Source organism: Acidovorax sp. BoFeN1, assembly GCF_003345135.1.
GTDB lineage: Bacteria > Pseudomonadota > Gammaproteobacteria > Burkholderiales > Burkholderiaceae_C > Acidovorax > Acidovorax defluvii.
On record NZ_QOZT01000103.1, the window covers coordinates 1 to 11,693 of the forward strand.

Consider the following 11,693-nt stretch of genomic DNA (forward strand, 5'->3'; position numbering starts at 1 on the left):
AGGGGCAAAAAAACCGTGCTTTGCGACTGAAAGCAGGCGATTTTGAGGGGTTGACTTTCAGGATACGGAAAAATGCGGCTACGGCCGCTGAACAGGTTCGGACGCTGGGGAGTATTTCAGCAGCCTGTTAGCGCTTGTCAGGGATGAATTTTATTAATATCACCACCTAGCGCTTATGTGGTAAGCGCATTATGCTATCAATAAAATAGCAAAATCAGGGTAAACGCTAGGCAAACTTTGCACTCCCTGCGCGCGATCCACCACCGGGTTTTTGCGCTGGAGCAAACCGCGCCAGCCCCGGTGTGGCATTTCAGCGATAGCTGCGTGCGTCTTCAATGACGCGGCCGTCGTTGGGCAGGGAGCCTGGGGCCACCATTTGCACTTCGCTGCGCAGCTTGGTCACTTCGCGGGTGACCTCGGCCAGCTGTTGCGCCAGGCCCTCGGCGGTTTCGTGCGTCTCGACCTGCAGCACCATCTCGTCGTTGGCCATTTCGCCGCTGACCACCAGCCTGGCCCGCAGCACCTGTGGAAACCGGCGGGCAATGTCGGCAACCTGGCCCGGGTGCACGAACATGCCCCGCACCTTGGTGGTCTGGTCGGCACGCCCCATCCAGCCCTTGATGCGCGTGTTGGTGCGGCCGGTGGGGCACATGCCGGGCATTACGGCAGACAGGTCGCCGGTGCCAAAACGGATCAGCGGGTAGTCGGGGTTCAGGGTGGTCACCACGACTTCCCCCACCTCGCCCTCCGGCACCGGATCTCCCGTACCGGGGCGCACGATCTCGACGATCACCCCTTCGTCCAGCACCAGGCCTTCGCGTGCCGTGGTCTCATAGGCAATCAGCCCCAGATCGGCCGTGGCGTAGCACTGGTAGCCGGCGATGCCGCGTTCGGCGAACCAGTCGCGCAGGCTGGGTGGAAACGCCTCGCCAGAGACCAGGGCCTTTTTCACGCTCGGCAGGGGCACGCCCAGTTCAGCAGCTTTCTCGATAATGATTTTGAGGAAGCTGGGCGTGCCGATGTAGCCCGCAGGCTGCAGTTCGGCCATGGCCAGCACCTGCTGCTCGGTCTGGCCCGTGCCGCCGGGGAAGACCGTGCAGCCCAGCGCATGCGCGCCGGTTTCCATCATGGAGCCTGCGGGCACGAAGTGGTAGCTGAAGCTGTTGTGTATCAACTCGCCGGGCCGAAAGCCTGCGGCGTGGATGGCCCGCGCCATGCGCCAGTAATCGGGCCGCGTGCCCTCGGGCTCGTAGATGGTTCCAGGGCTGGCAAACACGCGCGTCATGCCCGGCCCAAAGCCCAGCGCGCTGAAGCCGCCAAACACATTGGTGGCTCGGCCCGCCTGCTGGCGCTCCAGCAGCTCGTACTTGCGTGTCACGGGCAACTTGGCCAATGCCTCGCGGCTGGTGACCGCACCAGCATCCACCCCCGCCAGAATGCTGGCGAACGCGGGCGATGCCTTCTGGGCATGGGCGATCTGCTGCGGCAGCGCCGCCATCAAGGCCGCTTCGCGCTCGGCGGGGCTGCGCGTTTCCAGGGCGTCATAGAACGTGCTCATGCCTGGGTTTCCTTGTGAGGTGGTGGTTTTGAATGAAATCTGCCTCTAGCGCTTATCTGCTAAGCGCGAGCAGCTATGAAATTAAGAGTAAATCGACCGGGTTGTAAATGACGCACTGCCTTGGAAACCGGCGCTGCCGTAGGCAAGCGCCACCGCGCAAGGGCCGCCCCGCCGCGCTGGTGGCGTCCCCCCTTGGGGGGGAAGGCGCCGCAGGCGACACAGGGGGGCTCAAGCCAACCAGCGCTTGCGCCGCTTGTAGCTCTTGACGTCCTTGAAGCTCTTGCGCTCACCACCGCCCACGCCCAGGTAGAACTCCTTCACGTCTTCGTTGCTGGCGAGGTCGGAGGATGGACCGTCCATCACAATGCGGCCCGATTCCATGATGTAGCCGTAGTCGGAGTACTTCAGTGCCATGTTGGTGTTCTGCTCGGCCAGAAGAAAGGTCACTTTCTCCTTGGTGTTCAGGTCCTTGACGATGTTGAACACCTCTTCCACGATCTGGGGCGCCAGGCCCATGGACGGCTCGTCGAGCAGCACCATGCTGGGGTTGGTCATCAGGGCGCGGCCAATGGCACACATCTGCTGCTCGCCCCCTGAGGTGTAGGCCGCCTGCGAGGTGCGGCGCGTCTTGAGGCGCGGAAAATAGTTGTAGACCTTTTCCAGGTTGGCAGCGATCTCGGCCTTGCTCGACCGCGTGTAGGAGCCGGTGAGCAGGTTTTCCTCGATGGTGAGGTGGGCAAAGCAATGACGCCCTTCCATCACCTGCACCACGCCGCGCTTGACCAGATCGGCCGGCGAGAGGTTCTCGATGCGCTCGCCGCGCAGATCGATATTGCCCTTGGTGACCTCGCCCCGTTCACCCTTGAGCAGGTTGGAGACGGCGCGCAACGTGGTGGTCTTGCCGGCGCCATTGCCGCCCAGGATGGCGACGATGCTGCCCTCGGGCACCTGCAGCGAGACACCCTTGAGCACGAGGATCACGTGGTTGTAAATGACCTCGATGCCGTTGACGTTCAGAACGATGTTTTTGGAGTCCATTGTGTTGCCTTCGCTTTGCCAATCGAAAGGGTTGCGGTGCACCCCTTTCGATTGGCGGCTGTAAACACAGCCGGTAATAACTGGCGCGGCCCAGGCCAGGAACGCCGCGCAAGGGCCGCCCCGCAGCGCTGGCGTTGTCCCCCTTCCGCAGCGCGTAGCGCTGCAAGAGAAGGGGGAAGGCGCGCAGCGCCTCAGGGGGATGTCCTTAGCTCTGGCAGTCCGCCGCATCGCGGCGCGTCATCTTCTTGTCGGCCAGATACTTCTCAGAGCCAGCCTTGACCATGGGCTTGAGGATCTGCTCGTCCGCCTGGTACCAGTCGGCACCAACGTCCCACTTCTTTCCGTCCCAGGTTTGCACCCGGGCCCAGGTCGAACCCATGTGGTCGGCGCAGCTGGTGGAGATGGGGCGCATGACGTTGTTGAAGCCCAGGGCGTCCAGCTTCTTCTGGTCGAGGGCCAGGTTTTCCATGCCCCAGCGCACTTGTTCGCCGGTCATGACCTTGCCCTTGCCGAAGCGTTCCTGCGCGCGGCGCACGGCTTCGATGCTCAGCATCTGGATGATCACGCCACGGGTGTACAGCACCGAGCCCACTTCGTCCTTGGGACCCGTGCCCTGACCCTTGTCGTGCACGTTCTTGAGGATGTCCTGGATCACCTTGGGCTGCTGTCCCGAGCCATTGAGCGCCAGTGCGTGGTAACCCTTGGCACCTTCGCCCACGTCGCGCACATCGGGTTCGGCACCGGCCCACCACACGCCATACATCTTCTCGCGTGGGTAACCCGTCGCCTGGGCTTCCTTCAGGGCGGTGGAGTTCATCACACCCCAGCCCCACAGCAGCACGTAGTCGGGGCGGCTCTGGCGCACCTGCAGCCAGGTGGCCTTCTGTTCGACGCCAGGGGCAGTCACAGGCAGCATCTGCAGCTCGAAGCCGTGCATCTTGGCGCGTTCCTGCATCAGCGGGATGGGCTCTTTGCCGAACGGACTGTCGTGGTACACGAGGGTGACTTTCTTGCCCTTGAGCTTGTCCATGCCACCCAGGCCCTTGCCAATGTGCTGCAGCAAAATGTCGGCGCCCGTCCAATAGCTGCCCATCAGCGGGAAGTTCCACTTGAATGCCATGCCGTCCTGCGAAACCGACAGGCCATAGCCCAGCGTCATCAGCGGGATCTTGTCGGCAGGGGCTTTTTCGGTCAGGGCGAAGGTGATACCGGTCGATTGCGGATCGAACATGGCCACGCCCGGGCGGCTCTTGAGACGCTCGTAGCATTCCACACCACGGTCGGTCGCATAGCCGGTTTCGCACTCTTCAAAGGCGATCTTCACTCCGTTGATGCCGCCATCGCGGGCGTTGATCATCTTGATGTAGTCCTGCTTGCCGTTGGCCCAGGGCGTGCCGTTGGGCGCGTAGGGGCCGGTGCGGTAGGACAGGAGCGGGAAGAACTGCTCCTTGGCCTGTGCGAAAGCGCTGGTGCTCAGCGACGATGCACAGGCGGCCACGGCGGCTGCGGCAATCACAAGTTTCGAAAGCTTCATGGATGTCTCCTTTGAATGAAAGTATTGAAGCGCGGGGGAAATGCGAAATGGGTAGTGGACGCGCCCATCAGGGCTGCCGGTATCCGGAATTGCGTGTAAGTGGTTTCCTGCAGTGGCGGGTATCAGTGTGGGAACGGCCACAGGCGCATCTTCTGCTTGCCGATGGACCACAGTTTTGCCAGTCCATGGGGTTCGACAATCAGGAACCAGACGATCAGGGCGCCAAAAATCATCAATTCGGCGTGCGACACCGCCGCCGTGGAAATGTCAAATCCAAACGTTGAGGCCAGTGCCGGGAGAAACTGGTTCAGGAAAATGGGCAGTACCACGATGAAGGCAGCGCCAAAGAACGCGCCCATGATGGAACCCATGCCGCCGATGATGACCATGAACAGCAGGCGGAACGAGATTTCGACAGAAAACGCTGCCGGCTCCCACGAGCTCAGGTGCACGAAGGCCCACAGTGCACCGGCCATGCCGACAATGAAGGAGCTGACCGCGAACGCGCTGAGCTTGGCATACATGGGGCGGATGCCGATCACCGCAGCAGCCACGTCCATGTCGCGAATGGCCATCCATTCACGGCCGATGGCGCCGCGCACCAGGTTCTTTGCCAGCATGGCCACCACCACCAGCAGCGCCAGGCAGAAGATGTACTTGCTCATGGCGCTGTCGATGGGTATGCCAAAGACCTGCAGGTTGTTCACCGACACCGAGCCCGAATCGGAATTGTTGGTGAACCACTTGATGCGCAGGAACATCCAGTCGCTGAAGAACTGCGCGGCCAGCGTGGCCACCGCGAGGTATAGGCCCTTGACGCGCAGGCTGGGCAGGCCGAACAGGATGCCGAAGAACGTGGCGCACAGTCCGCCGAGGATCAGCGCGGGGATGAGTGGCATGCCCGGAAAGCGCACGAAGAAGTTGAAGGCGCCGTAAGCACCCACGGCCATGAAGGCACCCGAGCCCAGCGAGATCTGCCCGCAGTAGCCCACGAGGATGTTCACGCCCAGGGCCGCCATCGACATGATGACCAGGGGGATCAGGATGGCGCGGTAAAAATAATCGGTGGCCAGCATGGGCACCACCAGGAAGGCCACCGCCAGCAGCAGGGCAATGGCGATGCGGTCCTGGGCGATCGGGAAGACCTGCTGGTCTGCCCGGTAGCTGGTCTTGAACTGGCCGTTTTCGCGGTAGAACATTATTTACTCCTAAACTTTCAACCAAGGGCGATGATCTTTTGGCTGCGGGCACTGCGTGCCCTTCGCCGAAAAATCATTCTTCGCTGCGCGAAGCGCCCTTCGGGCGAATCGTGTGTTTCACACACGATCGATAATTTTTTCGCCAAACAGACCCTGGGGCCGGAACAACAGGAACACCAGGGCCAGCACATAGGCAAACCAGATTTCGATGCCACCGCCCACGAACGGGCCCAGGTACACCTCGGAGAGCTTCTCGCCCACACCGATGATCAGGCCGCCGATGATGGCGCCGGGCACCGAGGTCAGGCCGCCCAAAATCACCACCGGCAGGGCGCGCAGCGCCACGGTGGTCAGCGAGAACTGCACACCCAGCTTGGAGCCCCAGATCATCCCGGCCACCAGGGCCACGACACCCGCCACACACCAGACGATGACCCAGATGCGGTTGAGCGGAATGCCGATGGATTGCGCCGCCTGGTGGTCGTCGGCCACGGCGCGCAGGGCGCGGCCGGTCTTGGTCTTCTGGAAGAAGATGCTCAATATCACCACCAGCGCGGCCGCAATGCCGGCGGCGATCACGTCTTCCTTGTTCACCAGCACACCGCCCTCGAACATCGATTCGAGCAGGAACACGGGCTCCTTGGGCATGCCGACGTCGATCTTGTAGATGTCGCTGCCAAAAAACGTCTGGCCCAGGCCTTCAAGAAAGTAGGTGATGCCCAGCGTCGCCATGAGCAGCGTGGCGCCTTCCTGGTTGACCAGGTGGCGCAGCACCAGGCGCTCAATGAGCCAGGCCACTGCAAACATGCAGATGCCCGCGATCACGAAGGCCAGCAGGTTGGCAACGATCATGTTGTCGATGCCGGTCCATTGGGGAATCCACTCGGCAAACCGGGCCATGGCCAGCGCTGCGAACAGCACCATGGCGCCCTGGGCGAAGTTGAAAACGCCCGAGGCCTTGTAGATCAGCACGAAGCCGAGGGCCACCAGCGAATAGAGCATGCCGGCCATGAGGCCGCCAATCAGTGTTTCAAGAAAGAATGCCATTTGTTTTTTCCGTTCAAAGTCGGTCGGCGCCGGGCCGCCCCAAGGCGACCGAGGCCCCCTCGGGGGGCAGCGCAGTACACGAAGTGACAAGCGTGGGGGTCATAGGCTTTCAGTGGCTGGTGCCCAGATAGGCGCGGATCACGTCTTCGTTGTCGCGGACTTCCTGCGGCGCGCCGTCGCCGATCTTCTTGCCGTAGTCCAGCACCACCACGCGGTCGGAGATGTCCATCACCACGCCCATGTCGTGCTCGATCAGCACGATGGTGGTGCCAAACTCGTCGTTCACGTCCAGGATGAAGCGGCACATGTCCTGCTTTTCTTCCACGTTCATGCCGGCCATGGGCTCGTCGAGCAGCAGCACCTGCGGCTCCATGGCGAGAGCCCGGCCCAGGTCCACGCGCTTTTGCAGGCCGTAGGGCAATTGGCCCACGGGGGTCTTGCGGAAGGCCTGAATTTCGAGGAAGTCGATGATGTGCTCAACCTTCTCGCGGTGCGCGATTTCCTCGCGCTCTGCCGGGCCCCAGCGCAGCGCCTGCAGGAACAGGTTGCTCTTGATCTTGAGGTTGCGCCCCGACATGATGTTGTCGATCACGCTCATGCCCTTGAACAGCGCCAGGTTCTGAAAGGTGCGAGCCACACCCATCTCGGCCACCTGGCGGCTGTTCATGTGGTCGAACGTTTTGCCACGGAAGGTAATGGAGCCCTCCGAGGGCGTGTAGACGCCGTTGATGCAGTTGAGCATGGAGCTCTTGCCGGCCCCGTTGGGGCCGATGATGGAGCGGATTTCATGCTCCTTCACGTTGAACGAGATGTCGGTCAGGGCCTTCACGCCGCCAAAGCGCAGGCTGATGTTCTTGACGTCCAGGATGACGTCGCCAATCTTTTTCTGGGTCATGGGGTGCTTTCCGGTAACTCAGGCACTGACCTTGGCAGGCGCATGGATCTTGGCGTCGAGAATCTGCAGCGTGGCGCTCACGCTGCCTGTGCGGCCATCCTCGAACTTGACCTGGGTTTCGATGAACTGCTCGGTGCGCCCGCCGTAGAGCGCATCGACCAGCACGCCATATTTCTGCGCGATGAAGTTGCGGCGCACCTTGCGGGTGCGGGTCAGTTCGTCGTCGTCGGGGTCCAGTTCCTTGTGCAGCACCAGAAAGCGTGCCACCTGCGTGTCCGACATGCCAGGCTCGCCTGCCAGGTCGGCATTGACCTGGCCGATGCATTCGGCGATGAGCTGCAGCACCTGGGGCTTGGAGGCCAGATCCACATAGCCGCCGTAGGGCAGGCCCTGGCGCTCAGCCCAGTTGCCCACGGCTTCGTAGTCGATGTTGATGAAGGCACAGACCTGGTCTTTGCCATGGCCAAAGCACACGGCTTCCTTGATCTGCGGGAAGAACTTGAGCTTGTTCTCGATGTAGTTGGGCGCGAACATGGCGCCGCCCGTGAGCTTGCCCACGTCTTTGGCGCGGTCGATGATGCGCAGGTGGCCGTCCTGGTCGAGCACGCCGGCGTCGCCCGTGTGGAAGTAGCCATGGGCATCGATGACCTCGGCCGTGGCGTCGGGGCGCTTGTAGTACTCCTTGAGCACCGACACGCCCTTGACCAGCACTTCGCCGTTGTCGGCGATTTTCAGTTCGATGCCGGGCGCGGCCTGGCCCACGGTGTTGAGCTTGACCTGGCCGTTTTTCTGGATGCACACATAGGCGCAGGTCTCGGTCTGGCCGTAGAGCTGCTTGAGGTTGATGCCGATGGAGCGGAAGAAGCGGAACAAATCGGGGCCGATGGCGGCGCCGGCCGTGTAGGCCACGCGAATGCGCGACAGGCCCATCACGTTGCGCAGCGGCCCGTAGATGGTGACGTCGCCCAGCGTGTACATCAGCCGGTCCATGAGGCCCACAGGCTTGCCGTCAAGGATGTCGGAGCCCACGCGCCGGGCCAGGTCCATGGCTTTGGAGTACATCCAGCGCTTGAAGGGGGCTGCGTCTTCCATGCGGATGGAGACGGAGGTGAGCATGCCTTCAAACACGCGCGGCGGCGCGAAGTAATAGGTGGGACCAATTTCGCGCAGGTCGATCGATATGGTGGCGGCCGACTCGGGGCAATTGATGGTGAAGCCGGCCACCAGCCACTGGGCCAGCGAGAACAGGTGGTCACCCACCCAGGCCGGCGGCAGGTAAGAGATCACGTTGTCTTTGGGATTGAGTCCGTCCACCTCGACGCCGCCCTGGGCCGAGCCGATGAAGCTCGCGTGCGTCTGGCACACGCCCTTGGGCTTGCCGGTGGTGCCCGAGGTGTAGAGGATGACAGACACGTCGTCGGGGCTGTTTTGTGCAACCTGGGCATCCCAGACACCTGCGTGGGTGCGGTCCCATTCGGCGCCCAGCTCCTTGAGTTTTTCGGTGCTGATCAGGCCGGGCTGGTCGTAGTTGCGCAGGCCGCGAGGATCGTCGTAAATGATGTGCGCCATGCCGGGCACGGTTTCGCGCACTTCCAGCAGTTTGTCGACCTGTTCCTGGTTCTCGGCGAACAGGAACTGGACTTCGGCGTCCTCCATCACAAAGGCCATTTCAGAGGCCACGGCATCCTGGTAGAGGGGAATGGGTACGCCGCCAATGCTCTGCACGGCCACCATGCTCATATAGAGGTGGGGGCGGTTGTCTCCCACCAGGGCCAGGTTTTGGCCGCGCTGGAAGCCCAGGGCGAGCAGACCGCAGCCCAGATGGCGCACGGTCTGGGCGGCATCCTTCCAGGTCCATGTTTGCCAGATGCCGTATTCTTTTTCGCGCAGTGCCGGGGCCGTGGGGCGCTCGGCAGCATGCTTGAGCAGCAGTTGCGGGAACGTGGTCTTCATTCCGGTTCCTAATATTAATGAGGTGTCAGCCCGGTGACTGCCGGGTGCGCGGCCTTGTGGCAGTGCTTTGGACTCCATGCTAGGACTGACTTTGACGTCGTCATGTCTTTCGGACGACAATTTACGGGAAAGTCCTCATGGGGTTGAACCCTCGTTGCCACGGGCTATCGGATAAAGCGCCCATCCCGTCCCACCAGCGTCAGTTCCACAAAGCGCGATGCATTGCGGTCGGGTGTGGTGGCGTTGATCTCGAAGCCACCCAGATCCCACTTTTTGAGGTTCCAGGTGGCGTCGATAAAGGCGGCGCGCGTTGGATTGCGCCCGGCGCGCTGCAGCGCCTCGGCAAACACACGGGCGTTGATGTAGCCCTCCAGCGCCAGGTGCGAGGGCTCTGCCGTGGCGCCTGAGGCTTTCCATGCCGCCTGGAAGTCACGCACCACCGGTGTGACCACGTTCGACGGCAGAGGCACCACCTGCGAAATCGCCATGCCCGTCGCATCCGCTCCCAGCGCTTTCACGGTGGCAGGGGTTCCCATGACAGACAGTGCATACAGCGTTACACCGCGCCGGAGGGCTCGAAACGCTTTCACAAACTCGAGTGTGGGCTTGCCCGCCAGGCCAATCACGACGGCTTCGGGGTGGGCCTCTGCGAGCTTGGCCGCCGCCGCGCCGGCGTCCGAGGCGTTGTTTTCAACCGTCACAGCGGCGGCTTCCGGCAGTTTGAGTCGGCTCATGGATTGCCGGGCCGAGTCGAATACCTCCTTGCCGAACGAGTTGTTCTGGTAAACGATGCCAATGCGCTGGATGCCGATCGTGGACAGGTGCTGCACCAGTTTTTCGGCCTCGTCGGCATAGCTTGCCCGGATGTTGAAAACATTGCGGGCGGTCTTGGTGCGGCTCAGCTGGGCCCCTGTGAACGGCGCAAAGAAAGGGATGCCGCTCTCGATCACCTTGGGTAGCATCGCGTCGATCATGGGGGTGCCCATGCAGTTGAACAGGGCAAAGTAGCTGCTGTCGGCCAGAAACCGCTCGACGTTGGCCAGTGCCTTGGGCACTTCGTAGGCATCGTCGAGTGTGGCGAGTTCGATGGTGCGGCCTTGCACTCCGCCCTTGGCGTTGATGGCGGCAAAGGCGGCCTTGGCGCCCTGGTGCATGGCCGAGCCCAGGTCGGCCAGCGGGCCGCTGAGCGCGGTGGACTGGGCGATCTTGATCGAACCCTCCTGTGCCCGCACGCTGCCTGCCCCCAGCCAGGGCAGCGTCGCGGCCATCGCCAGCAGCTTGCGGCGGGCCAGATGGGTAACGGGGCGGCCTGTGGCCTGCGAAGTGCTCGAACGGATGGGATGTTTCACCGGCTGGTCCTTGGAAATCAGGGAGCGATGCTCCCAACGGGGGCCATCATCCGGCGAGGATTGGCATTTTTTTGTCTTTATGACGACAATTCGGCTCGTGGTATTCCCCTAAAACCCGAGTCTCCATCGCCCCGAAGAATCGCGCATGACCCACGATCTGTCCTTGCACCAGCGCCGTCGCCCGCCCACAGAGGCCGAGCTGGGCGGCATTCCCTGGCTGATGCCGTTGCAGCCCGCCGAGCGTGAACGCGCCGTGGCCTCCTTGCTGGTGGGCGACGCGAAAGCGGGGGACTATGTCTGCCGTCTCGGGCGGCCGGTGACTTATTGGTTTGGCGTGGTGGAGGGCCTGCTCAAGATGAGCAGCGACAACGCCCAGGGCCAGACCATGACTTTCACTGGCGTGCCTCCCGGCGGCTGGTTTGGCGAGGGCACCGCGCTCAAGCGCGAGCCCTACCGCTACAACATCCAGGCCCTGCGCAAAAGTGTGGTGGCGGGACTGCCGATCGACACCTTTCACTGGCTGCTCGACCACTCCATCGGCTTCAACCGCTTTGTGATGAACCAGCTCAATGAACGCCTGGGGCAGTTCATTGCGGCGCGCGAGATCGACCGGCTGAACAACCCCGATGTGCGGGTGGCACGCAGCCTGGCCTCGTTGTTCAACCCCGTGCTTTACCCCAATGTGGGCGAGGTGCTGCGCATCACGCAGCAGGAGCTGGCTTACCTGGTGGGGCTGTCGCGCCAGCGCGTCAATGAGGCCCTGGCTGCGCTCGAACAGCAAGGGGCCATCCGCATTGAGTACGGCGGGCTGCGGGTGCTGGAGCTTTCTGCGTTGCGGTCCAGCATCTTTCAGTGCAAAGACGTTTGACAGGGCCCTGGCCTGCTGTGCGGACGCTTTTTGCGTCATGGCACTGTTACAAATAGGGCGGCTCTGTTGGGGGCCGGACGCACACGCATGGCGGGGTCTGTCGCATTTATTTATAGACCAAATATGGTTCTCTTCTATTTCGGGTGGCGTACAACATTCCCCACTGAGTCCATGGTCAGGCCCTTGCTTTTAGCAGAGGATTGCCCGGCAGGTGGGTAAGTTTGCCGGCGATCAGGAACGCCATGGCGATGA

Annotated in this window: 9 protein-coding genes; 1 reads left to right on the forward strand and 8 read right to left on the reverse strand. The window is 62.4% G+C overall.

Going from position 1 to position 11,693, the window contains the following annotated elements; all coding sequences use genetic code 11:
- Positions 1-310: 310 nt before the first annotated feature.
- The 8 genes from DTW89_RS17010 to DTW89_RS17045 all read right to left on the reverse strand — a co-directional run bounded on the left by DTW89_RS17010 (position 311) and on the right by DTW89_RS17045 (position 10,492).
- Positions 311-1,558, reverse strand: a complete 1,248-nt coding sequence (locus DTW89_RS17010; RefSeq protein WP_114656789.1) for a phenylacetate--CoA ligase family protein — start codon at positions 1,556-1,558, stop codon at positions 311-313.
- A 228-nt stretch (positions 1,559-1,786) separates the two neighbouring features.
- Positions 1,787-2,596 carry an ABC transporter ATP-binding protein gene (locus DTW89_RS17015; RefSeq protein ID WP_024813135.1) on the reverse strand — a complete coding sequence of 270 codons (810 nt, stop codon included), beginning with the start codon at positions 2,594-2,596 and terminating at the stop codon, positions 1,787-1,789.
- Between the two features lie 205 nt (positions 2,597-2,801).
- Positions 2,802-4,130: an ABC transporter substrate-binding protein gene (locus tag DTW89_RS17020; protein WP_024813134.1), complete on the reverse strand. Its 1,329-nt coding sequence runs from the start codon at positions 4,128-4,130 to the stop codon at positions 2,802-2,804.
- Positions 4,131-4,252: 122 nt separating this feature from the next.
- Positions 4,253-5,329: a branched-chain amino acid ABC transporter permease gene (locus DTW89_RS17025; protein WP_024813133.1), complete on the reverse strand. Its 1,077-nt coding sequence runs from the start codon at positions 5,327-5,329 to the stop codon at positions 4,253-4,255.
- A 117-nt stretch (positions 5,330-5,446) separates the two neighbouring features.
- The gene (locus DTW89_RS17030; RefSeq protein WP_024813132.1) at positions 5,447-6,376 is read right to left on the reverse strand and encodes a branched-chain amino acid ABC transporter permease; all 930 of its coding nucleotides are present in this window, start codon (positions 6,374-6,376) and stop codon (positions 5,447-5,449) included.
- A 109-nt stretch (positions 6,377-6,485) separates the two neighbouring features.
- On the reverse strand, positions 6,486-7,271 hold the full coding sequence (locus tag DTW89_RS17035; RefSeq protein WP_024813131.1) for an ABC transporter ATP-binding protein: 786 nt from the start codon (positions 7,269-7,271) through the stop codon (positions 6,486-6,488).
- Positions 7,272-7,289: 18 nt separating this feature from the next.
- Positions 7,290-9,224, reverse strand: a complete 1,935-nt coding sequence (locus DTW89_RS17040; protein WP_114656790.1) for an AMP-dependent synthetase/ligase — start codon at positions 9,222-9,224, stop codon at positions 7,290-7,292.
- Between the two features lie 164 nt (positions 9,225-9,388).
- Positions 9,389-10,492 (reverse strand): ABC transporter substrate-binding protein, encoded by a 1,104-nt coding sequence (locus DTW89_RS17045; RefSeq protein ID WP_236637188.1) that lies wholly within the window; start codon positions 10,490-10,492, stop codon positions 9,389-9,391.
- Positions 10,493-10,718: 226 nt separating this feature from the next.
- Between DTW89_RS17045 and DTW89_RS17050 the strand changes: the two genes are divergently transcribed.
- Positions 10,719-11,441, forward strand: a complete 723-nt coding sequence (locus DTW89_RS17050) for a Crp/Fnr family transcriptional regulator (protein WP_111867435.1) — start codon at positions 10,719-10,721, stop codon at positions 11,439-11,441.
- Positions 11,442-11,693 lie beyond the last annotated feature (252 nt).

What these genes read in the sequence shown, in the direction of transcription:
- DTW89_RS17010 (WP_114656789.1), bottom strand. Translation starts at nt 1,558, where the DNA reads ATGAGCACGTTCTATGACGCCCTGGAAACGCGCAGCCCCGCCGAGCGC.
- DTW89_RS17015 (WP_024813135.1), bottom strand. Translation starts at nt 2,596, where the DNA reads ATGGACTCCAAAAACATCGTTCTGAACGTCAACGGCATCGAGGTCATT.
- DTW89_RS17020 (WP_024813134.1), bottom strand. Translation starts at nt 4,130, where the DNA reads ATGAAGCTTTCGAAACTTGTGATTGCCGCAGCCGCCGTGGCCGCCTGT.
- DTW89_RS17025 (WP_024813133.1), bottom strand. Translation starts at nt 5,329, where the DNA reads ATGTTCTACCGCGAAAACGGCCAGTTCAAGACCAGCTACCGGGCAGAC.
- DTW89_RS17030 (WP_024813132.1), bottom strand. Translation starts at nt 6,376, where the DNA reads ATGGCATTCTTTCTTGAAACACTGATTGGCGGCCTCATGGCCGGCATG.
- DTW89_RS17035 (WP_024813131.1), bottom strand. Translation starts at nt 7,271, where the DNA reads ATGACCCAGAAAAAGATTGGCGACGTCATCCTGGACGTCAAGAACATC.
- DTW89_RS17040 (WP_114656790.1), bottom strand. Translation starts at nt 9,224, where the DNA reads ATGAAGACCACGTTCCCGCAACTGCTGCTCAAGCATGCTGCCGAGCGC.
- DTW89_RS17045 (WP_236637188.1), bottom strand. Translation starts at nt 10,492, where the DNA reads ATGGCCGCGACGCTGCCCTGGCTGGGGGCAGGCAGCGTGCGGGCACAG.
- DTW89_RS17050 (WP_111867435.1), top strand. Translation starts at nt 10,719, where the DNA reads ATGACCCACGATCTGTCCTTGCACCAGCGCCGTCGCCCGCCCACAGAG.